The following is a 24,165-nucleotide window of genomic DNA, read 5'->3' on the forward strand; positions in this document are numbered from 1 at the left end:
TGATAAAATTAAATATTTTTTCAGGTATTTCTGATTTCTTTTTATAAACAGCATATGGTTTATGTACTTCTGTATTCTCTTTAACTATTGGTACAATTATTTCATCCTTCTCACAATTAAATAACAACAAGGAAACTCCAAAAAATAGAATTAAGAGTTTTAAATAATTAGCAATTTTTGTTCTTTTCATAATTTTTTAAATTTAGCATTTATTATCTTATAAAAATAAACTTAAAAAGTGAGCTTGTCAATCACGGAAAACAGTGAAATTTTTTGCTCACGGAAAACCGTGAGTTAACTCACGGTTTTCCGTTAGGTATAAATACCTGTTTTTTTTTACATTCAAAAATAATACCACAAAAAAAGACCTCTAATTGAGGTCTTTTAAATTCTTTGTATTTCATTTAAAATAAATTATTTACCATAATGATAACGACAAGCTGCAATAAATATTTGTTCGTTTTCGTATTTGTAAACCAATCGATGTTCAGAGGTTATTCTTCTAGACCAATACCCTTGTAAATCTCCTTTTAAAGCTTCGGGTTTTCCGATGCCTTCAAAAGGCGTTCTTAAACAATTTTTTATCAGTTCATTAATTCGTTTTACGATTTTTTTATCAACTTTTTGCCAATACAAATAATCATTCCAAGAAGTAGTAGACCAAATTAATTTCATTTATTCGATTAATTCTTTTTGAAATCCTTTCTCAGATTCTAATTCTTTAATGGAATTTAATAAAACATCTCTGTTTTTGCCTGTAAGCAAATAGGTTGTTTCTTTTAAAGAATTATATTCGTCTAAAGATATTAAGACAAGGTCTTTACCTCCTTTTCTTTTAATGATAATGTCACTAACATCATTAAAAACTTTATCGAACCAATGTTTTAAATTTGAACGAAAATCTGTATAATTTACTGTTTCCATGTTACAAATATAGTAAAAAGAACTTATTTAAGTACTTTTTATATTTTACTTCTTAAACTTTAAAACTTCACTACGCCCTTTTTTGAAAATTTTATTGCTATTTCCTTTGCCTTTTCTTAATTTTTTTTGCTCCTCAAAAGTTAATTGAATTATTTCTTTACAATCTATAGAACAAGTATTTTCCATGGTTTCTGAACATTCATCACATTGTATAAATAACAAATGACATGCTTCGTTTGCGCAATTTGTATGTTCATCGCACGCTTTACCACATTGGTGACAATTAGAAACTACATCGTCTGTAATACGTTCTGCTCTTCGATGATCGAACACAAAGTTTTTACCGATAAATTTATTCTCGATTCCTTCTTCTTTAACCTGACGCGTGTATTCTATAATTCCGCCTTCTAATTGAAAAACGTTTTTGAACCCTTTATGCTTGTAATAGGCTGAAGCTTTTTCGCAACGGATTCCACCAGTACAATACATCAATAAATTTTTATCTTCTTTGTTATCTTTTAAATCTTCTTCAATAATGTCTAAAGAATCTCTAAACGTGTCTACATCTGGTGTTATTGCACCATCGAAATGACCAATTTCACTTTCGTAATGGTTACGCATATCTACACAAACAGTATCTGGGTTTGCTAACATTTTGTTGAATTCCGCTGCATTTAAATGCACTCCTTTTGCGGTTACATCAAAAGTTTCATCATTTAAACCATCGGCAACAATTTTGTTTCTAACTTTTACTTTTAGCTTTAAAAACGATTTATTATCGTGTTCTACTGCAACATTTAAACGAATATCTTTTAGAAAAGAAATACTGTCTAATTGGTCTTTTAAGGCGTAAAAATTTTCTGATGGAACAGAAAGTTGCGCATTTATACCTTCGTAAGAAACGTAAATTCGACCTAAAACATCGAGTTCGTTCCATTCTAGGAATAACTTATCTCTAAATAATTGTAGATTTTCTATCTTATAATATTGATAGAAAGAAATTGTTAAGCGGTCTTTGCCAGCTTCGTCTATTAATGCAGCGCGTTCTATGGCGCTTAACTTATTGTACAGTTGCATGCTATACTAATTAGGTTTAACTATTTTAAATTGAATTTTTTTCAGTTTATCTTGTTGCAAAGTTACAAATTTTAGAAACAGATTTTATGATTTTTATCATGAGTTCAATGGTTATGGTATTTTATTGAATCGTTGAAAGATGGAAAATAGCTTCAAAAAATGAAAGTTTAAAATTAAACATCAGGATTTTTTGTGCTTCAATTTTAAACTTTAGTTGATTTATAAGGGTGTAAGTGATTTGTATGATTATTATTTTTAAGATATTTGCAACTCAATTTTTAATATTAAATTTTTAGGCGATGAAAATAGCTGTAGTAGGTGCAACGGGAATGGTGGGCACAGTAATGTTGAAAGTTTTAGAAGAGCGTAATTTACCAATAACAGAATTTATTCCTGTAGCATCTGCAAGATCTGCTGGAAAAAAATTATCCTATAAAGGAAAAAAATACACCATTGTAACACTGGAAGATGCTGTAAAAATGAAGCCGAATATTGCTTTGTTTTCCGCTGGTGGAGATACTTCTTTAGAATGGGCACCAAAATTTGCAGAAGTTGGTACAACGGTTATCGATAATTCTTCTGCTTGGAGAATGGACCCAACAAAGAAATTAGTAGTTCCGGAAATTAACGGAGACGTTTTAACAAAAGATGATAAAATTATTGCAAATCCTAATTGCTCTACAATTCAGTTAGTGGCAGTTTTATCTCCATTACATTTAAAATATAAAATGAAACGTGTGGTAATTTCTACCTATCAATCTGTTTCTGGTTCTGGTGTAAAAGCGGTTCAGCAATTAGATAATGAAGAGGCTGGTATTGATGGAGAAATGGCATACCCACATAAAATTGGTAGAAATGCAATTCCGCATTGTGATGTTTTTTTAGAAAACGGATACACAAAAGAAGAAATGAAGTTGATAAAAGAACCAAAGAAAATTTTACGTGATGATTCTTTTTCTGTAACGGCAACTGCTGTTAGAATTCCTACTGCTGGCGGGCATTCGGAAGCTGTAAATATTCAATTTGAAAATGAATTTGATTTGGCAGATGTTAAACAGATTTTAAGCGAAACTCCTGGAGTTATTGTGCAAGATGATTTGGCAAACAACGTTTACCCGATGGCAATAAATGCTCACAATAAAGATGAAGTTTTTGTTGGACGAATTAGAAAGGATGAATCTCAAGAAAATACCTTAAATTTGTGGATTGTTGCAGATAACTTACGTAAAGGTGCAGCTACAAACACAGTTCAAATTGCCGAATATTTAGTAGAAAATAATTTGGTGTAAAATAAACATTTTTAATGGCAACATTTCACAAAGTAAACATACAAGAAGTGATAAGAGAAACCGCAGACGCGGTTTCTCTTGTATTTAAAATACCCGGAAATTTAAGGTCGAAATTTGCTTTTCATGCTGGGCAATATTTAACGCTTAAAAAAACAATTAACGGTAAAGAGGTTAGAAGAGCGTATTCTATTTGTTCTTCACCAACCGATACGTACTTAAAAGTAGCAATTAAAGCGGTAGAAAACGGTACTTTTTCTACTTATGCAACTTCTGAATTAAAAGAAGGAAATTTTATTGAAATTTCTGAACCAGAAGGAAAATTTATATTAGATCCAAAAGCGAATAAGAATTACATTGCTTTTGCTGTAGGTTCTGGTATTACACCAATTCTATCGATGGTTAAAGATGTTTTAAATAATGAAACCTCTTCTACTTTTACATTAATATACGGAAATAAAACAGCAGAAGACACCATTTTTAAAAGCGAATTAGATGCTTTAAAAGAAGCAAATTCAGAACGTTTTAACCTACATTATATTTGTAGTAGAGAACAACAAGAGGATGCATTATTTGGTAGAATAGACAAAGCACACACTAATTTTTACATTAATAATAGTTACAAAAACATCTCTTTTGATGCAGCGTATTTATGTGGGCCAGAAGAAATGATTAATGAGGTTTCTGCAACTTTAACCGAACGTGGTTTTACTAAAGAAAATATTTATTTTGAATTGTTTACGGCTTCAGTTGATGAAAATGCTGTTTCTGAAATTAAAGAAGGAGATACAGAAATCACGGTACTTTTAGATGATGAAGAAACTACGTTTACAATGTCTCAAACCGATGATATTTTAGCTGCAAGTTTACGTAACAATTTAGACGCACCTTATTCTTGCCAAGGTGGAGTTTGTAGTTCTTGTTTATGTAAAATTACTGAAGGAAAAGCGGTAATGGTTAAAAACTCAATTTTAACTGATAGTGAAATAGAAGAAGGTTTTATTTTAGCTTGCCAAGCACATCCAACAACTTCTAAAATTTCTATTGATTTTGATGATGTCTAATTAATAAATATTTTACAATGTTTTATATTAAAAAAAGGATGATTTATTCATCCTTTTTTTTATCCCTCAATTAAAAGTATTAATTTTAGACAATGGATATTTACGACTTTAAAAATGCCTTTTTTATTGGGTTTTTCATGGCTTTTATGATTGGTCCTGTCTTTTTTATGCTAATTCAAACTAGTATTTTAAAAGGCGCAAGAGCCGCTATTGCTTTTGATATTGGTGTTATTTTAGGTGATATTACTTTTATTTTAATCGCTTATTATGGAAGTAGATCACTTTTAGAAAAAATTAAAGATGATCCACGTTTATTTTTTATTGGAGGTTTAGTTCTTATTATTTACGGATTAATTACCTACTTTGATAAGCAAAGTAAAAAAGAGGCTTTAGAAGCTGCAAAAACAATTGAAGTTCCTCTTAAAAGTAATTATATAAAATTATTCTTTAAAGGCTATTTCTTAAACTTTATAAATGTTGGTGTTTTAGCAGGTTGGTTAGGTATTGTTGTGGTCGTTGGCCCAACTTTAAACATGAATCCTACTAGTATTTTTTGGTACTTTGCAACCGTAATTCTTGGTTATGCACTTACAGATTTAGGAAAAATACTTTTAGCTAAACAATTAAAAAGTAAAATGACTCCTTTAGTTGTCTATCGCTTTAAAAGAATAATGGGTATTCTTTTAATAATTTTCGGTGTATTTTTAATATTGAAAGGTTTTATACCAAATGAAAAAATTAATGAATTTATTCATTAAAACATAAATTGACAGAAAGAAAAAGGCCTCATTTATTTTAGTAAATGAGGCCTTTTTCTTTATAATAATAAAGTATTATTTTACTTCAAAAACATTATTCTCATCATTAATATCTGCCATTAATTTACTTTTATCAATAGTAACAGATTTTACGTTTTTTGCTGCTTTAAAAGAATATGTTGGCATTGCCCAACCCCAATCTTCAATAACAGTTGCAGAAGTCGGTTTGCTTCCTCTCATCATTCTTAAAGGAATATTAAAACTTTCTACAGAACCATCTACATACATAATTTCTAAATCTATTGGCATTGGCATTTGCCCAATTCTTTCTAAAGTAACTGTGCTTCCATCAACAGATTTAATACCGTAATCTATGGTGTGTAAAGTCTGTGTCCATTCATTTAAATACCAATCTAAATCAATCCCAGAAATTTTTTCCATAGAACGTTTAATATCATTTGGTGTAGGATGTTTAAAACTGAAATCTGTAAAATATTTTTTTAATCCTTTTGCAGTATTTTCTGCACCAATAATATATTCTAATTGTGCTAAAAACATACTTCCTTTACCATAACTAGCAAAGCCATAACCTCTATTTGTTTTGTATCTATCTGCATGTGTTGTTAAAACTTCTTCAGCACCAGATTTTACCATATAATTATAACCTCTATATGGTCCTGCATTTGGGTTTTTATCACCTTTACCTAATATTTTAGCCGATGCTTTACCTGAAATGTAAGATGTAAAACCTTCATCCATCCAAGGATGTTTGCTTTCATTTGTTGCTAATAAAAACTGAAACCAAGTATGTGCCATTTCATGTGCAGTTACCCCAAAAAGGCTTCCAAACTTACGTTTACCTGTAATTAAAGTAGACATTGCATATTCCATTCCTCCATCTCCGCCTTGTATAACAGAATATTGTCTGTATGGATATTGACCTACATTATCAGAAAAATAAGTCATTAATTCAGCCGTTTTTGGCTGTAAATCTTTCCAGTTTTTTAAATATTTCGCTTCAAGATTTTTCTTATATAAAAAATGTAAATCTATTCCATTTTCCATTGTTAATTTATCATGAATATATTCTGGATCTGCAGTCCACATAAAGTCATGAACTCTTGGAGCTTTAAAATGCCAAGTTAATTTATCTGTATTTGCTACATTTAAAGACTTTGATTTATCTTCATAACCATGACCAATTTCTTGTGGATTTTGTAAATAGCCTGTTCCACCAACCGTATAATTTTTATCAATATGAAGTGTAACATCAAAATTACCCCAAACACCTTGAAACTCACGTGCTATATAAGGTGGTGTGTGCCAACCTTCAAAATCATATTCTGCCATTTTTGGATACCATTGAGACATAGAAAGTGCAACTCCTTCTTTGTTATCTCTACCTGTTCTTCTAATTTGAACAGGAACTTGCGCATCAAAAAGCATCTCAAGAGTAACACTTTCTCCGGCTTTTATTGGTTTTACTAAAGTAACTTCTAAAATTGTACCAACCGTTTCGTAAGAAGTAGCGGCACCATTTTGTTTTAGTGAATTTACTTTTATATAACCTATTTCATTTGGTTGTAATTTGCTAATTCTATCTTTTACTCTTCCATCAGGATCTTTAATATTTAATGATCGAACATCCATTTGAGAACCTGGTTGAAAAGCATTAAAATACAAATGATAAAACACCTTATTTAATTCATCTGGCGAATTATTTGTATAGACTAACTCTTGCTTTCCTTTGTATTGATAGTTGTTTACGTCAACATCAATATCCATGGTATAATCTACATGTTGCTGCCAATAATTATTATTCGTTATTGATTTATTGGACGATTTATCATCAACATCTTTTGTTTGAGCACAAGAAGTAACTAGTAACATTGACAATCCAAAAAAGAGTAATTTTTTCATCTTATATTAATTAAAGTTTGATTATTAAAATTGAAAATAGCAATTATAACATTACCGTTTTCTTTGTGTTTATTTTTTTTCGTTTACAATTCTATCCGCCATTTTAACTGCATTGTAGGCATTTACAACTCTACCAGAAACTGATAATTCTGAAAATGGTACTTTTTCATCTTTTGTTCCTGGTTTTATTACATCAAAATTAATTTTGATACCAGAATTCATTAAAATATGTTTTACTTGGCTTGCAGATAATTGTGGGTAATAAGAACGTAATAAAGCCGCAACTCCTGCAGTAGAAGGTGCTGCCATAGAAGTTCCGCTTATGGCTTCATATTCATCTTTAGGAACTGTTGAATAAATATCTACTCCTGGTGCAAATACATCTACATTTATTTTGCCGTAATTAGAAAAACTGGCTGGTAATTGCTCATTATAATATAAACTAGAAGCACCAATTGTAATAACATTGTCTGTAAATTCAGTTATTAGATCTTTAGAATCGCTTGGATATGATTTTCTAATATCGATGTTTTTACCATCATTTCCTGCGGCATTCACAATTAAAACATCCTTTTTTTCTGCATATTTTATAGCATCATAAACCCATTCTTTGTTTGGGGAAAATCGTTTACCAAAACTTGTGTTAATTATTTTTGCACCATTATCTACTGCATATCTTATTCCTAAAGCAACATCTTTATCGTGCTCATCTCCATCAGGAACAACTCTAACGGTCATAATTTTTACATTTTTTGCAACGCCATTAACACCTTTATTGTTATTTCTAGAAGCTGCAACAATTCCTGCAACATGTGTACCGTGCATTTCTAATTCTTTAGATCCAATAACATTATTATTTCCATAATATTTATCATTAATATCTTCTAAATTGTCGCCCATAGATTTACGAGGATTAAAATCTAAATCATACCCTTTTATTGCTTTTTCTATGTTTTCTTTATAGTCTTTAACCTCTTTTTTATATTCATTTAATTTTTTTTCAGTCATTCCATTATTTAGAATATTGACAACATCTGAAATTTGAGTAGCAATTTTTATACTTGTTGGCCATAAATTTTTTACGTTTTCGCTAGTTAGATTTTCTTTTCCTGTGAGTTTTTTTACAGCAATAAAATTTTCTTCAATTTCTAGAACTCTTTCATAAGTTTCCGTAATACTTTCTATTTCTTTCTTCTTTTCTGCTATTGTATTAAAATATTCTTCTTTTAATTTTAAATATTCTTGATATTCAATTTTATTAACTTCAGCAATTTCAGAAGCTTTTTTACCATCAAATTTATCTTGTCCCTTTTTAACAAGTCTTGTAATTTCTAATTGATCTGCATTTACAATCCTGCCGTCTTTACTTCCTAAAAAATTCCAGCCATGAAGATCATCAACATATCCGTTGTTGTCATCATCTTTATTATTATCGACAATTTCTTTTAGATTTACCCAAGCAACATCTTTTAAATCTTCATGTTCTATATCTACACCAGAATCTGCAATTGCTACAATAACCTCAACTCCTTTTTTTCCTTCTAAAAATTGATAAGCTCTGGCAATACTCATACCAGCAATAGAGTCTTTTTCTAAATCAGCATGACTCCATCTAATCATTTCATCTTCAGATAAAATTCCTTTTTTAGCAGAAATAGTATTGATTGTATCTAAACCTTTAGAAAAAGGAACTAGTGTTGAAGTTGTTTTACAACTTGTAAAAGCAACAGCAATTATTGCAGTAAAAAAAATTGATTTTAAAACCTTCATGTTTCTTTTTCTAATTAAAAATCTCCGAAAATTTATGTGTATTTTTTAATCTTACTCCTTTTTCTGTGTGTTCTACTGTACAAAGTTCATTGTACGCATCATGTTCTAAAAAAAGGTAATAATTATTGGTAGCAGCTTCGTTTAAAAACGCTGCTTTTTCTTTGATTGTAAGTAATGGTCTTGTATCATAACCCATAACATAAGGCAAAGGAATATGACCAACAGTTGGCAGTAAATCTGCCATAAAAACAATGGTTTTATCTTGATACGTAATTTTTGGCAACATTTGTTTTTCTGTATGACCGTCCATAAACAAAACGTCAAAACCAATTTGATCTTTTGCATTTCTATGGATAAAATTTAATTGTCCGCTTTCTTTAATAGGATTAATATTCTCTTTTAAAAATGATGCTTTTTCTCTTGGGTTTGGCTCTGTTGCCCATTTCCAATGATTGTCATTAGACCAAAATTTGGCATTTTTAAAAGCCGGTTGCAGTAAAGTTTTTTGAGAATTCCATTCGATTACGCCTCCACAATGATCAAAATGTAAATGTGTTAAGAACACATCTGTAATATCATCTCTATGAAAACCGTGTTGTTTTAATGAAGTATCCAAAGAAAAATTTCCGAATAAATAATAGTAGCCAAAAAATTTATCTGTTTGTTTAGCACCTAAACCTGTATCTATTAAAATTAAACGATCTCCATCCTCAATAAGCATACAACGCATGCTCATATCAATTAAATTATTAGCATCTGCAGGGTTTGTTTTTTGCCAAATAGTTTTAGGTACAACACCAAACATTGCGCCACCATCTAACTTAAAATTACCTGTTTCTATTGGATATATCTTCATTCTTAAAAAATTAAAATCATTAAAAATTATTTATAAAAATAATCATTTAATGACTTAAAGTATAACAATACTCAATATTAGAGTACATAGAACACAAAGATGTAGAAAAATATTTAAATTTTTGTTAAGAAAAATCTAAAAAGTTACCACTAAAAAACAAATTATAGTGGTTTTTTCTTATGAAGTATAACTTGGTTTGCTAGCGTCTTTTGTAATTTTAATTTTACTTAAAAAATTAGTAAGTTTTAAAATAGCATAAACCACAATAGCTAAACCTATAATAACAAAAACTAATTCATTCTCAAAAACTGATTGAGCTGTTGCTATGTTGTCTGGTGGTAAAATTTGTAAAAACATAATCTTTCGTTTTAATATTTCGTTTTACAAAGATATTTACAAAAGACACTTTAAAGCCTGTTTTTCGATAAACGGTACTTTTTTTTCGTTGATTAGCAGTAAGTTAACTTTAAGTAGTTTACTCTTTTACAATTATTTGTTGATCGATTTCATTTCCAAAACTATCTGTTACAGAAATTTCATAATCCCCTGTTTTTAAATTAATTGCAAATTCATTAATCTCTTTTGTAGTTCCTAAAAAAGTATCATTTACATACCAGTATAAAGTTGCTTCTGAATTAGAATGTGCTATTTTAAAGATGATTTCATTCTTTTTTCCATCAAAATCTTTTGGTAAAAAAATGATGGTTTTTTCTGATGGATAAATAAACTTCATCGAGTTTTTACTTTCACCCAAACAATCATTTCTAAACTTTGGTAACGGTTTATAAAACGGGTTTTTATTCTTATAATAATATTCCGTTAAAGGTGGCAACACAAACCAAGATATCTGCTTGATATTTTCTAAACGTTCGCAAGAAGTATTTACTTGATAATTTTCTAATGCATCTACATTTACCAAAACATGAAACGGACAAGGTGCAGTTTTCAATCCAGCATTCTGAATAAATTCTAACTTTTTTTCTTCACAAATATGTGTAGCTCTAAAACCGCTTTTGGTACAAACTTCAACTTCTGTCATTTCATCAAATGGTTTTTCAAACCATTCTGAATTTGGTAATTTATCAAAAACATCAAACAAAATAGGAGCCGCAGTTTGCACACCAACCAAACCTGGTCTTCCTTCTCCATCTGCATTTCCAACCCAAACACCAACTACAAAGTCTTTGGTTGTACCAATTGCCCAAGCATCTCTAAACCCAAAACTAGTTCCTGTTTTCCAAGCAATTTGTTTTGAGGAATCAAAAAACTCCCAATTTTGATCTGCATTTGGTCTATTAACTTCTTTTAAACTCTCGAAAGTTAAATAAATTGAAGCTGTATCAAAAATGTTTTTTTTTGATGATTTTTCTCCAAAATCAATATTTTTATTCGCATAATAAGTAGGTTCACAGAACTCATTTTTAAAATATCTACTCGAATTTTCTGAATAATGATTTACTGTGGATGCCATTGATGCGTAGCTTTTACATAAGTCCCACAAGTTACTTTCTGCACCACCCAAAGCCAATGTTAAGCCATAATGATTTGCATTTTTTCGTAAATCTTTCAAATTCAATTTTTGTAAATAATCATGAAATTTCCCCAAACCGAAACTTTGCAACATTCTTACTGTTGGTACATTTAAAGATTTAGACAATGCTAGTTTTGCTGATATTGCACCTGCATATTTTTTATCAAAATTTACGGGTTGATAACTCCCAAAATTTGTTGGAATATCTGCAACTAAAGTATTTGGTAATAAATCGCCAGCATCTAACATTGCAGCATATAAAAACGGTTTTAAGACACTTCCTGTACTTCTTGGTTTATCTATAACATCAACATCTTTTTGATGTTTTTTATCTGTTGGAGAATTACCAACATAACTTAAAACTTGTCTTGTTTTTACATCTAAAACCAATACAGAAATATTGTAAATTCCGTTTTTACTTAATTGATTGTAATGATTTTTTACAATAGCATTTGCTTGAATTTGCAAACGCTTATCTATAGTCGTTTTTACAAATTCTCCTTTCTTTTGTTTGTTTACTTTCTGTAATAAATGTGGTGTAATTTGTGGAATTGCATATGCTTTTTGTGGCAATTCTTCTAATATTGATAATTCATACGTTAAAGAATCAATTACATTATTTACAAGTAATTTTTTTAACAATCGGTTTCTTTTCACCAATAATCTTTGTTGATTTTTACCTGGATAAATTAAGTTGGGTGCATTTGGTAAAACTGCTAAAATTGCAGATTCAGACCAAGATAGTTCCGAAGATTTTCTATTAAAATAACGCCAAGAAGCAGCGTCTAAACCAACAATATTTCCACCAAAAGGCGCATTTGAACTCCAAAAAGCAATGATTTTTTCTTTAGATGCTCTAAATTCTAAACGTGTTGCAAAAATTAATTCTTTCACTTTTTCGAAATACGTTCTTCCTTTATTACCTCTACTTAATCGAATAACTTGTTGTGTAATTGTACTTCCTCCTCCTTTTACTTTTCCGGCTTGAAAATTCTTTTTTAATGCTTTAAGAATTGAAATCGGATTAAAACCTGGATGTTTATAAAAATGTTCATCTTCAAACTGAATTAAACAGGTTTTAAATTTCTCTGGAACACTATCATTATGAGGAAACCTCCATTGCCCATCTTTTGCAATTAAAGCACCTAATAATTCGTCATTTTTACTTGTAATTACTGTAGATGTTGGTTTTGTAAACAACTCTTTTGGCAAACAAAACACATAGAAAACCAACAGAATAACAGCCAATATTGTTTTCTTTTTATGACGTTTTATGTAGTTTGTTATTTTCAAATTTTGATGTTTAAATGTTTGTTTTGAGTTTGAGTATCATTTCGACTTTATGAAGAAATCTCACATATTGAAATTAATTAATTATGAGATTTCTCAATTTCATTTCGATCGAAATGACATTCTTACTTTTAAGAACACAATTACTTCACAACTTCAATCCAATTCCCTTTTATTTTTACCAAATAATCATTGTCATACATTGCCTCAACTTGAATTCCTGGTAAATAATAGCTCCCTAAATAAGCAGCATTTAACAACACAGTAAATGTTTTTGTATCAGGTTTTCTTCGTCCTTCATTCAAATCAAAATAGAAATTAACTCTGTCATCTCTAATATCTGTATAACGTGCGCTACTTTTTGCTGAAGTTCCAAAATCTGTAAAACGAGTATTTACAATTTCCCATCCCGAAGGAAAAATTTGCGCTAATGCAATATCTTTTACTGTCTCATTTTTAGGATTACTCACCGTAATTTTTGCTACAAAATCTTGTCCTTGTTTTAGATTTTTAATATTGATGATTTTTCCTTTTAAATCTCTATAATCAACTGAAACACTTAAACCTCTTCTTTCAGAAGTTTCTTCGCCCAAAGGCAACTTCCCAGAATTAATAACCCTTGCAAAAACAATATTATTCTCATTATTAATAATATTGATAGAATTGGCACCTTTCTTTACTTTTAAAGTTCTTTGAACCATAGAACTCGAAGTTTGTAAATTCTCTGTTTTTCCATCATTTGTATACTTTATATTGATTGCTTTTCCGCCATTTTTAATCACCATTTTTCCGATAGATAATAAACTAAAAGCAGTTGTTTGTGTGCTCATCCATTTATTACTAGACAAATCTTTAGCGATTCTTTTGGCAATATTTTTCACTTCTTTATTATTGGTAATTAACATGGCTTCTAAAGCCATTGCTCTATTTCTAGCAACAGAACCGTAATTGTAATAATTATAGTCAGAGAATTTTAAATTTGCTTTTTGCATAATTTCTTTGCTCGCTTCTTTTTGACCAACCAACGCATAAGTTGCAGACAAACGCCATTTTGCTTCGTTAGAAATTTGCTTAAATTCTCGCAATCTATTCATGGCAGATAAATCTGCACTTCCTGCCAGAGCCAACGTATATAATCGATAAGCTTGCGCTAAATCTCTTGCATAACTGTTGTAATTTGGTCTCCAATTTCTTGCTGCAGTTTTCTGATATTTTATAAAATTACTCTTAAAAGTTAACGGCAATACAAATCCTTTTTTCTCGGCTTCTAACATAAAATGACCAGCATAACTTGTTCCCCAATCGTTCATATAATTTTCTCCCATCCAATAACTCAAACCTCCATTTGCTTTCTGAAAATTGCCCAATCGGTTAATTCCGTTTTCTATATTATTTTGAATTTTTCGCCTCATATCTGAAGTCAAATCAAAAAGATCATTCAAAAATAACTGCGGAAAAACACTCGATGTCGTTTGCTCTACACAACCATGAGGATAACGAATTAAATAATCTAATCTTCTTGTAAAATTGATTTGTGGTATTGTCGATAACTCTAAAATTGCAGTATTAGAATCTTCTACTCCAAAGGTTTCGAAATTGATAGTTTGTGTTTGTTTTCCTTCAATATTCTTGTCAATAATTTTTGATGTAATAGAATTCGGATTCACAACATCTAACTCCACTTTGTAAGTAGATTTTTCTCCATTTCCTGTTGCAATAATTTCAACAGTATTTATGTCATTTGCTTTTAAAACATCCAACTCAAAATAGACCATTTTCTCATCTGGTTTATCAAAATTGATGGTTTGAATATTATTTCCAATTACAGAAATTCCGTTAGAAGTTTTTACTTCAATTTTTACATTTTTCACCTTTTTATCCATCGCAAAAATGGTAATTGGTAAGGTTACTTTTTCTTTTGGCGATAATTTTCTAGGCAACGTTGCCAAAACCATTAAAGGTTTTTTAACAGGAACTGCTTTTTCTGAATTTCCAAAAGCTTCCTTTTTTACATCACCTGAAATTACCATTGTTCTCACAGAACCAATATAATTTGGCAAGGTAATTTTGTGTGATTTTGTTTTCCCTTTTTCTAAATAAAAAGGACCTAAATATTTTACAACTGACTTAAATCTATTTGCTTTTCTATTTTTTCCTTTTGATAAACTTCCATCTCCACCAATTGCAAAAACCTGATCTACACTCCCTGAATACGCCCCAATAACATCATCGAAAATATCCCACGTTTTTACACCTAAAGCTTCTCTTGCATAAAAAGTAGTGTATGCATTTGGCGTTTTAAATCGTGTTAAATCTAACAAACCTTCTTCCACAATTGCCAAAGTATAGGTCATTTCTTTATTGTTTTTTTCTGAAATTTTTATTGTGAATTCTTTTTCTGGCTGTAATTCATCTAACATTGAAATTTGCGGTTCTAATTTGGTGCTTTTATCGGCTACCAAAATCGGAATTACACCAAACAAACGTATTGGTAAATCGTTTTCTGAAACTTGATGTGGTTGTAATAAAGAAATATTTACAAACACATTTGGCGTCATATTTTTATTGATAGGAATCTCTACATAAGTTGTTCCTTTTTTAGTTTTTACCCATTTAGTTTCTAATACTTTTGTACCATTTTCGATACTAATTAATGCACGTCCTTTACTACCTGATGGAAATGTGATTTTAGCAGTTTCACCAACATTGTATTTTTCTTTATCCGCAGAAAAAACCAACATTTTTGCAGCTTCTTTATCACCAGAACCAGAATTTTGCCACCAGTTTTTATAAAAATACGCTGTTCTTCCTGTTGAATGACCACTTTTTTTATCGATGACTCTTATTAAAAATCGACCTCTATTTATATCTGGAATGTTTAAGTTAAAACTTCCTTTTCCTTTTGAATTTGTACTAACTTTTATGGTTTTAAAAGATTTATTATAAGAACTAGAAGTATATCTAGATAAGTTATCACTAGAAGAACTCCACCACCAACGCCATCTAATTTGAGAAACTTCTATTTCTAAATCTCTATTTGCAATTGTATTTCCTTTTTCATCAACAGAAACCACATAAAAAGTCTGATTTTCATCTGTAAAAAACGATCCATATCTATTTCCTTTAGGCGATTTTAATCCTACAAAAGAAGAAAAAGGAGCATATTTTTTTGTAAAAGCATCAATAGAAAAATCGCCACCAGTTTCAAAAGCTCTTACCAAAAATTGAACGTTCAACATGCCTGGAGCATTTTTACCTATTTTTAATTTATTATTAATTTTTGCGATTCCATTTACATCTAACTTCCCTTCAAAAATGTTTATTTCTTCAGAAGAAAAAGTTCTTGATGGATCTGAAAAAACATAATTTTTAAATTCTTTAAAACTATAATTTGTAGTAGAAATTTTCGCTTTTATTTCTGCTTTGATATTTTTTGCTGGCGTTCCGTGCAACCATTTTACTTCTAAATTTCCTTTAATAGATTTTGTGCTAGACAGCACTTCATCATCAAAATCTACTTTAATTTTAAGACGATTTGGCTTTACCGTTTCTATCTTTAAATTCTTGTAAAATTTTGCACCTCCAACAGAAACTTTCGCAGAATAATTACCCGTTTTTGCTTCTTGAGAAGTGGTTACTTTAAAAGTGTAAAAATTATTTAAGTTTTCTGATGTTACTTTTTTATACACCAATTTTCCACTTGGATCTGTAATTTCTAGTTTAACAGGATGATTTTTTGGCAGTTTATTATCAGCATCATTTAATAAGAAAGTTAAATGCAACGAATCTCCAGGTCGCCAAACACCACGTTCTCCATAAATATATCCTTTTAAACCTTTTTGAGTTTTACTTCCTGCAACATTAAACTTGCTTAAAGACAAAGAATTTCCATCAAATAATTTAATATAACCTGTATTGTTTCCTTTAGAAATTACTGCAAATGCTGCGTTTTTAGGGCTTTCAATAATTGAAAAACCCTCGGCATCTGTTTTAGTCGCTAAAATTTCTTGTTGCTGATAATTAAATAATTTTATACTTGCACCTCTTATTGGTTTTGTGGTTAAAATATCTGTAACAGCGAAAAAGTATTCGTTATTTGTTCCTTTTTTTGCGATAATTCCTAGATTAGACGCTAATAAGTTTTGAGCAATTATAGTATTGTCACCATAATAAGCTTCGTTACAAGGATTGTCTCTTTCGCGCCAATTATAACTATAGTTTCTGTAATTGTATAACTTATTATCCCAATACAATTCTTCTCTTTCTTCTTCGTTTTCAATGGCGCTTAAATCTTCATACTCTTGAGAAAAATCTTCTTCTAAATTTTCTTCGGAAGAACTACTTTCTTCACAATTATAAAAGGTTTGATTTTTATTAAAACTCAACTCGATTCTATAAATTGCTCCAGGTTCTGTTTCAACCATTTTAGAGATATCTACACTATAAGCTTTCCATTTTTGAGTGTTGTTTTGCGATTTTTTAATTAAAGTAATTGTTTCTTTTGCAACTCTTCTACCTACTCGTTTTATTGCAGATTCTCGATTACTATTTATATTGTTTTCTTGTAAAAATCGCAACACATTATCTTCATAAATTTTTATGATTCTAACATCTACCTCTCTAACATTAATGGCTTCAAAATTGAATTTTAAGTCTTTTGAATTTGGTAAAATGGTTCCATTAGAAATGACTCTAATTTGTGGTTTTTTCCGCTGAAAAGTAATCGTTTCTGTAAATTTTGATTTTAATTTATAGTTATCTGTATTTTTAATTCCTTCAAAAACAGAGACTAATATATTTCCTTGAAATTTTGTTTTAGAAAATACTTTTAACTCATTACCATTTACAATAAAACGTGGCTTTTTTACATTCTGAATTGTTACTAAGCCATCGAAGTTTTGTTGTTTTTTAAGTGCATCAGAAAAGTTGATAGAAATATATTGTTCATTGTTATTTTTCACATTTAAACGAACAACTTTAAAGTTATTTTTACCGGGAATTAAGAGTTCATTCTCCCCTTCAGAATCTGCATGTATAGCTTTTCCGTTCCATTTTACTAATAACTTACTATCTTCTACAAAACGCTGAATACTATCAATTTTAAATTCAAAAACCTTGCTTTTGGGATAGGATTCGTTCCAAATAATTTTTTTTTGAGTTCCTTTTTGTGAAGCTTGAATTAACTTTTTAGCGTTTTCTAATGAAATAATATCCGCAGATTTTACAACACCATCTACATATTGATATTCTTTAGAATACGATTGTAAATTATTGGTTTGAATATTAAAATTAGGTGTAATTGTTTTAAATTGAAATCTATAGTTTTCAAATTCTTTTGGAATACTTTTATAGATTTCTTTCAGTTTTATAGTTACAGCATATTCTTTATCTGCATCTAAACTTTCATCAGGAATAAAAACAAAAGCGTGCTTATTTATCGTTTTTATTTTACCCTTTACATAAGGTTTAATAGCAATAATTTCTGTTGAAATTTCTTGGTTGGCTTCCCAACCTTCAATTTCTTTGGCAAGATTTACTTCTATATTATTTACCACAGAAACAACACCAGAAGTTGTATAACTTATATATTCTTTGAATTTAAAAATGTTATCTGTTTTAATTTCTTCTTTTTTACAAGAGAAAATTAATAGAAAAATAACGAAAGCCGAAAGTAAGTTTTTTGTTTTCATAGTTGTAGCATTTATAAGCACAACTCAAAAATAAGAATTTAAGTATTCTAAAAAATGGATGAATTAGAATTTGTGAAGTTTTTTTTAGAATTCGTAAAAACAAAAAACCTTAATCTTTCGATTAAGGTTTTCTTGAGGTGTCTAGCGGATTCGAACCGCTGTACATGGTTTTGCAAACCATTGCCTAGCCACTCGGCCAAGACACCTTTTTAAGGACGACAAATTTAAGCAATTTATCGTTTTAAGCAAGCCTTTTTTACTTTTTACGCTTTTTTGTGAGAATTATAACAACTTCCTCAACGTTTCCGCCTATTGGTGGATTAATTTTTGCAACAGAAACCTTGGCTTTTTTAACCATGGAAAGCTCATTAAAAACTCTATCTAATATTCTTTTTGCTACTTCTTCTAATAATTTAGAACGAATTGCCATTTCTTCTTTTACTATAAAATTTAAATGTACATAATCTACGGTATCAGTTAGTTCATCTGTTTTAGACGACTTTTTTAAATCAGCTTTTACGGCAACATCTACTCTATATTCACTACCAATTTTGGCTTCTTCACCTAAACATCCGTGGTATGCATAGAGTTTAATATTGTTTACTTTAATAATTCCCATACAGCAAAGATACCAACTGTTTCTTAATTTGTAAACAAATCGAAAATATTACTTAATGCACTCGTTTTTGCCTTGTAAAATTCTGTATAACTACATTTTTCGCAAGTTATACTTGTAAATTTTGCGCTTTGAACGTCAAAAATTTTAGACCATTTTCCGCCAGTTGCACGCATTTCGCCAACTTTATAGTGTTTACTGTTGCATTTTGGACAGGTATAATTTAAAGGTTTGCTCATTTTATTTAAGTGTTTGTTCTCTTATAAGATGCTTTTTTGCAGACTTTGTTACAACTTTACTTAATTTATATAGCAATTACGCTTGTTTGCGTTAGGGATTGAAGTGGAAATCCTTTTGTGAGTCACGAACAAAAGATTGTAATGTAAAGCCCGCTCGAACGCCCAAAAAAACTCTTTGTTTTGAGTATATTTTCCGTAATTTTGTAGTTCAATTTCAACAGAAAATGTCAGAAGAAAAGAAACCATTAAATTTTTTAGAGCAAATTATTGAAGAGGATTTGGCAAATGGAATGCCGAAAGAAAATTTACGTTTTCGTTTTCCGCCAGAACCTAACGGATATTTGCATATCGGTCATACAAAAGCAATTGGAATTAGCTTTGGTTTGGGTGAAAAATACAACGCGCCAGTTAATCTTCGTTTCGATGATACAAACCCTGCTAAAGAAGAGCAAGAATATGTAGATGCCATTAAAAAAGATGTTACTTGGTTGGGTTATAAATGGGAAAATGAATTGTATTCATCAGACTATTTTCAGCAATTATATGATTGGGCAGTTTTGTTGATAAAAGACGGAAAAGCGTATGTAGATTCTCAATCTTCGGAAGAAATGCGTGCTCAAAAAGGAACGCCAACTCAAGTTGGTACAAACAGTCCTTTTAGAAACAGATCTGTAGAAGAAAACTTGGAATTATTTCAAGCAATGAAAGACGGAAAATTTAAGGAAGGGGAACATATTTTGCGTGCAAAGATTGATATGGCAGATGATAATATGCTATTAAGAGATCCTTTAATGTATAGAGTTATGTTTAAAACGCATCATAGAACTGGCGATGATTGGTGTATTTACCCGATGTACGATTGGACACATGGTGAAAGCGATTATATTGAACAAATTTCACATTCATTGTGTTCTTTAGAGTTTAAACCTCACAGAAAATTATACAATTGGTTTCGTGATGCAGTTGTTGACTATAATAGAACAGATTATCCTAATGCACCAAAACAACGCGAGTTTTCTCGTTTAAACTTAAGTTATACTGTTATGAGTAAACGTAAGTTGATGAAATTGGTGGAACAAAATTTAGTTTCTGGTTGGGATGATCCAAGAATGCCTACAATTTCTGGTTTAAGAAGACGTGGTTACACGCCAAATTCTATTAAGAATTTTATTGAAACCGTTGGAGTTTCTAAACGTGAAAATGTGATTGATGTTGCTTTGTTGGAGTTTAAGATTCGTGAAGATTTAAATAATACAGCCAAAAGAGTAATGGCGGTTTTAGATCCTGTAAAAGTGGTAATTACAAATTATCCTGAAGGAGATGGAGAAATGCTAACAGCAAATTATAATGATTATGAAGATGGTTTTGGTAGCAGAGAAGTTCCGTTTTCGAGAGAAATTTATATAGAAAAAGAAGATTTTAGAGAAGAAGCTAATAAGAAATTTTTTAGACTGAAATTAGGAAAAGAAGTTCGTTTAAAAAACGCTTATTTTATTACAGCAAATAATTGTACAAAAGATGAAGATGGAAACGTAATTGAAATTCAATGTACTTATGATCCGTTAACAAAATCTGGAATGGACACAGAAGAAAGCAAACGAAAAGTAAAAGGTACTTTGCATTGGGTTTCTGTAAAACATGCTGTAAAAGCAGAAGTTAGAGCTTATGATAGATTGTTTTTAGATGAAGCACCAGATTCTCATAAAGACAAAAATTTTATGGAATTTGTAAATCCTAATTCGTTAGAAAAAATTACAGCTTTTCTAGAACCAAGTTTACAAACTGCAGAAATTGGAGAACGTTTTCAGTTTCAGCGTTTAGGGTATTTTAATGTTGATGATGATAGTACTTCTGAAAATTTAGTATTCAATAAAACAGTTGGATTACGCGATTCTTGGGCTAAAAAATAAGTTTACAGTATTCAGTTGGCAGTTTTCAGTGCTTACTGTTGTGTTATAAAAAAATGTTGGTTAAAGTGACGTTTAAAAGTTTTTTAAATTTATAATTATGAAAAAAATAATCCTTTTAAGTTTATTAGTTTTAGCTTCATGCTCAAACAAGAAAGAAATAAAACAAGTTGCAGAGGTTTCTTGTGGACAATGTAAATTCGAAATTGAAGAACCTAAAGGTTGTGATTTAGCAATTAGAATTGATGATAAGGCTTATTTTATTGATGGCGCAAACATAGATGATTTTGGTGATGCTCACGATAAAACTACTGGTTTTTGTAATGTAATTAGAAAAGCAGATGTTGTTGGTACTATTGAAAATGGTAGATTTAAAGCTACTTCTATTAAGATTCTTGAATAGATAATTAAAAAGATTGTGCTTGATAAAAGTAACTGGAAATAATAATTAAAAAGGTCTGTGATTTAAAATTATAGACTTTTTTAATTATTATAACAAAATCCATTCAATTAGTTCGTCAATATTAATAATAGACCAACTATGCGGATTTCTCTCTCCATTAAACCGGTAACCCTTGTTATTAGTTTGAATTAATTCTGAAATTCCCCAATTATTCTTTTTAAGAACTTTATCTATTTACTGAATGGTAAATGCATTCGAGCTTTCAAAATCAGTTTGTCTATTTGTTTTGAGCCATAAAGTATCTGGTTCTATATAAAAACGAAGTTTTATATCTTTCAAATTTATAATATTGTTGATGTTTTTTGTCTGCAAAGTAAAAGGAGATACTTTTTAGCTTTTTTAAAACTGGTTACAATTTCTTTACAAACTCCTTTAATACATTAGTTAGTTCATCTTTATTTTCAATATGACTCATGTGTCCATCAGGAAAAACTACAACTTCAGAATCTGTGTTTTCAGCTTCTTTTAAAGAAGTTTCAAAATCTAAAACTGGATCTTTTTTCCCTATAATTATCAACTTTTTAAAATCATTATTTACTAAAACATGATTTCTATTTGGACGAATCCTCATACCCTCTTGTCCAGCAATATAACCTTGAATTGGTGTTTGTAAAGCTTCATTTAAAGCCAATTTCATCTCATCTTTAAAGACTGTTCGACTTTTTTCACCAAACAAATTAGCAAAAGACATTCTTATCATATTAGTAAAATTGTCTTGTATCATTTTATTGGCGCGTAACCTTAAAGTTTTTCGTTCATCGTCATCTTCTTCGGTTGTAGAGTTCATTAAACACAAACCTTTTACTTTGTTTGGGTTTTTCTCGGCAAAAGCCAACGCAACATAACCACCTAATGAATGTCCAATTAAAATAGATTTTCTAATTCGTAAATGTTTTAAAACGGCTTCTATAGTTTCAGAAAATAATTCTGTAGAATGCATATAGCCCAAACAATCACTTTTTCCATGACCTAATAAATCTATGGTAATAACTCTGTTTCTTTTAGAAAGTTCTGGAACTATATTTTGCCACATTGTAGTATTTTCTAAAAACCCATGAATTAAAACAATTGCAGTTCCTTTCCCTTGATCTGTATAAAATATTTCAGCATTTTTAAATTCTAAAACCATAGCAACAAAGATAAGATTTGATTCGCTTTTAGAAATCTAAAACATCATAAAGTATTTACTATATTTGGTGAGAATTCATTACAACTTAAACTTATGTTTTTTAGAAAAATAACAACCTTACTACTCTTTATATCCTCAATTACCTTAACAGCTCAAATTCAAGAGAAAAAGTTAGATAAATTAGTTGCAAAAACCTTAACAACTTTTAATGTACCTGGTATTTCTGTCGGTATTTTAAAAGATGGAAAGATTGTATATGCTAAAGGTCATGGTGTTCGCTCTTTAACCAATAAAAAAGATATGAACGAAAATACCTTGGTTGGTGTTGCTTCTAATAGTAAAGGTTTTACGTGTTTTGCCTTGGCAATGATGATTGATGAAGGTAAACTAAATTGGGACGATAAAGTACGCAAACACATTCCGGAATTTCAATTATACGATGCTTGGGTTACAGAGCAATTTACAATTAGAGATTTGGTAACGCACAGAAGTGGTATGAGTTTAGGCGCTGGAGATTTAATGTTTTTTCCTGAAGGAAATGATTTTAAAATTACAGATGTAATTAATAACGTAAAGCACTTAAAACCAGAAAGTTCATTTAGAAGTAAATTTGCTTACAATAACAATATGTTCATTATTGCTGGTGAAGTTTTAAAACGTGTAAGTGGCCTTTCTTGGGAAGAATTTATTGAAACAAAAATCATGAAACCTGTTGGCATGAACAACAGTAAAGCTTCCTATAACAGAGTTACAAATAGAACCAATATTATTGATGCTCATACAAGAACAGAAGGGAAAGTTGTTCAAATTCCGCATGATTGGAGCGAAACTGCAAATGCAGCTGGCGGTATTGTAAGTAATGTAAAAGACATGCTTACTTGGGCAAAGTTTTTAATGAATGATGCAGTTACTTCAAAAGAAAAAAGATTATTGAGTTCTAAAGAATTTTATGAATTATGGCAATTACAAACACCTTTAAAAGTTCGTAAAACAGATAGTTACAACTCTAATTTTAGAGGATATGGTTTGGGTTGGTTTTTAACAGATGTAAAAGGCGGACATAAACAAGTTTACCATACAGGTGGTTTGTTAGGTACAGTTACACAATTTACAATGATTCCAGATTTAGATTTGGCAATTGTTGTATTGACAAATCAAATGAATGGAAGCGCATTTAATACGATTACAAATACTATTAAAGATACCTATTTAGGTTATAAAGATAGAAATTGGATAAAAAAATATGGAGATAGAAACACCAATTATTTAAAATATAACGACAGTATAAAAACAAGTGTTTTTAAGAAAGTAGAGTTAGCAAAAGTTGATAAAAATTTACCAAAACCAAATCAAATTATAGGCACTTATACTGATAAATGGTTTGGTGATGTACTAATTTCTTTTGATGGAAAAACATATACTATTAAAAGTAAAAGATCTTCTGATATTGTAGGTGAATTATTGCCTTATAACCAAACAACATATGTTGCAAAGTGGACAAATAGAAGTTTTGATGCAGATGTTTTTTTGATATTTACTTTTGATGAAAACGGAAATGCTACAAATGCTACTATGAAATTTGTAGCACCAATTACTGATTTCAGTTTCGATTTTGAACACTTAAAACTTAAAAAAGTCAACTAAT

General features: G+C 29.9%; 19 protein-coding genes and 1 tRNA gene. 6 read left to right on the forward strand and 14 right to left on the reverse strand.

All coding sequences use genetic code 11. From position 1 onward, the window contains the following. From V3V28_RS12050 to trhO, 4 genes are all read right to left on the reverse strand, one after another. On the reverse strand, positions 1-190 hold a 190-nt coding region (locus V3V28_RS12050), incomplete at its 3' end, for a hypothetical protein (protein WP_331365262.1). A gap of 224 nt (positions 191-414) precedes the next feature. Then, positions 415-675, reverse strand: a complete 261-nt coding sequence (locus tag V3V28_RS12055) for a Txe/YoeB family addiction module toxin (RefSeq protein ID WP_331365263.1) — start codon at positions 673-675, stop codon at positions 415-417. Next, complete coding sequence (locus V3V28_RS12060) at positions 676-924, reverse strand: type II toxin-antitoxin system Phd/YefM family antitoxin (protein ID WP_331365264.1); 249 nt, start codon at positions 922-924, stop codon at positions 676-678. It lies immediately after the preceding gene. A gap of 45 nt (positions 925-969) precedes the next feature. After that, the gene (gene trhO, locus V3V28_RS12065) at positions 970-2,001 is read right to left on the reverse strand and encodes an oxygen-dependent tRNA uridine(34) hydroxylase TrhO (RefSeq protein WP_331365265.1); all 1,032 of its coding nucleotides are present in this window, start codon (positions 1,999-2,001) and stop codon (positions 970-972) included. Positions 2,002-2,300: 299 nt separating this feature from the next. Here trhO and V3V28_RS12070 point away from each other — a divergent pair, with 299 nt between their 5' ends. The 3 genes from V3V28_RS12070 (at position 2,301) to V3V28_RS12080 (ending at position 5,109) form a co-directional block, all read left to right on the forward strand. Then, positions 2,301-3,290 carry an aspartate-semialdehyde dehydrogenase gene (locus V3V28_RS12070; protein ID WP_331365266.1) on the forward strand — a complete coding sequence of 330 codons (990 nt, stop codon included), beginning with the start codon at positions 2,301-2,303 and terminating at the stop codon, positions 3,288-3,290. Between the two features lie 14 nt (positions 3,291-3,304). Further along, complete coding sequence (locus V3V28_RS12075; protein WP_331365267.1) at positions 3,305-4,351, forward strand: ferredoxin--NADP reductase; 1,047 nt, start codon at positions 3,305-3,307, stop codon at positions 4,349-4,351. A gap of 92 nt (positions 4,352-4,443) precedes the next feature. After that, entirely contained in the window at positions 4,444-5,109 is a 666-nt protein-coding gene (locus V3V28_RS12080) for a LysE family translocator (RefSeq protein WP_331365268.1), read from the forward strand. A 75-nt stretch (positions 5,110-5,184) separates the two neighbouring features. Here the strand turns inward: V3V28_RS12080 and V3V28_RS12085 are convergent, their stop codons facing one another. From V3V28_RS12085 to V3V28_RS12125, 9 genes are all read right to left on the reverse strand, one after another. Further along, a complete protein-coding gene (locus tag V3V28_RS12085; RefSeq protein WP_331365269.1) occupies positions 5,185-7,029 on the reverse strand; it encodes a M1 family metallopeptidase in 1,845 nt (614 codons plus the stop codon). A gap of 69 nt (positions 7,030-7,098) precedes the next feature. Continuing rightward, positions 7,099-8,799: a S8 family serine peptidase gene (locus V3V28_RS12090; protein WP_331365270.1), complete on the reverse strand. Its 1,701-nt coding sequence runs from the start codon at positions 8,797-8,799 to the stop codon at positions 7,099-7,101. Positions 8,800-8,809: 10 nt separating this feature from the next. Then, the gene (locus tag V3V28_RS12095; protein ID WP_331365271.1) at positions 8,810-9,655 is read right to left on the reverse strand and encodes an MBL fold metallo-hydrolase; all 846 of its coding nucleotides are present in this window, start codon (positions 9,653-9,655) and stop codon (positions 8,810-8,812) included. Positions 9,656-9,832: 177 nt separating this feature from the next. Beyond that, positions 9,833-10,012 carry a hypothetical protein gene (locus V3V28_RS12100; protein ID WP_331365272.1) on the reverse strand — a complete coding sequence of 60 codons (180 nt, stop codon included), beginning with the start codon at positions 10,010-10,012 and terminating at the stop codon, positions 9,833-9,835. A gap of 118 nt (positions 10,013-10,130) precedes the next feature. Beyond that, complete coding sequence (pbpC, locus tag V3V28_RS12105; protein ID WP_331365273.1) at positions 10,131-12,479, reverse strand: penicillin-binding protein 1C; 2,349 nt, start codon at positions 12,477-12,479, stop codon at positions 10,131-10,133. A gap of 140 nt (positions 12,480-12,619) precedes the next feature. Continuing rightward, the gene (locus V3V28_RS12110; protein ID WP_331365274.1) at positions 12,620-18,166 is read right to left on the reverse strand and encodes an alpha-2-macroglobulin family protein; all 5,547 of its coding nucleotides are present in this window, start codon (positions 18,164-18,166) and stop codon (positions 12,620-12,622) included. A gap of 135 nt (positions 18,167-18,301) precedes the next feature. Further along, a tRNA-Cys gene (locus V3V28_RS12115) sits at positions 18,302-18,372 on the reverse strand. A gap of 50 nt (positions 18,373-18,422) precedes the next feature. Then, positions 18,423-18,785, reverse strand: a complete 363-nt coding sequence (gene folB, locus V3V28_RS12120) for a dihydroneopterin aldolase (RefSeq protein ID WP_331365275.1) — start codon at positions 18,783-18,785, stop codon at positions 18,423-18,425. 23 nt (positions 18,786-18,808) lie between these two features. Then, positions 18,809-19,021, reverse strand: coding sequence for a zinc ribbon domain-containing protein (locus V3V28_RS12125; RefSeq protein ID WP_331365276.1), 213 nt, complete (start codon positions 19,019-19,021; stop codon positions 18,809-18,811). Positions 19,022-19,245: 224 nt separating this feature from the next. Between V3V28_RS12125 and V3V28_RS12130 the strand changes: the two genes are divergently transcribed. Together V3V28_RS12130 and V3V28_RS12135 are read left to right on the forward strand one after the other, a co-directional pair. After that, a complete protein-coding gene (locus V3V28_RS12130) occupies positions 19,246-20,931 on the forward strand; it encodes a glutamine--tRNA ligase/YqeY domain fusion protein (RefSeq protein ID WP_331365277.1) in 1,686 nt (561 codons plus the stop codon). A gap of 97 nt (positions 20,932-21,028) precedes the next feature. Then, a complete protein-coding gene (locus V3V28_RS12135) occupies positions 21,029-21,331 on the forward strand; it encodes a DUF6370 family protein (RefSeq protein WP_331365278.1) in 303 nt (100 codons plus the stop codon). A gap of 409 nt (positions 21,332-21,740) precedes the next feature. Here the strand turns inward: V3V28_RS12135 and V3V28_RS12140 are convergent, their stop codons facing one another. Next, the gene (locus V3V28_RS12140; RefSeq protein WP_331365279.1) at positions 21,741-22,520 is read right to left on the reverse strand and encodes an alpha/beta fold hydrolase; all 780 of its coding nucleotides are present in this window, start codon (positions 22,518-22,520) and stop codon (positions 21,741-21,743) included. Positions 22,521-22,613: 93 nt separating this feature from the next. Between V3V28_RS12140 and V3V28_RS12145 the strand changes: the two genes are divergently transcribed. Next, a complete protein-coding gene (locus V3V28_RS12145; RefSeq protein WP_331365280.1) occupies positions 22,614-24,164 on the forward strand; it encodes a serine hydrolase in 1,551 nt (516 codons plus the stop codon). Position 24,165: the final 1 nt, after the last annotated feature.

Origin of the sequence: Polaribacter sp. (genome assembly GCF_036480315.1) — a bacterium.
Taxonomy (GTDB): domain Bacteria; phylum Bacteroidota; class Bacteroidia; order Flavobacteriales; family Flavobacteriaceae; genus Polaribacter.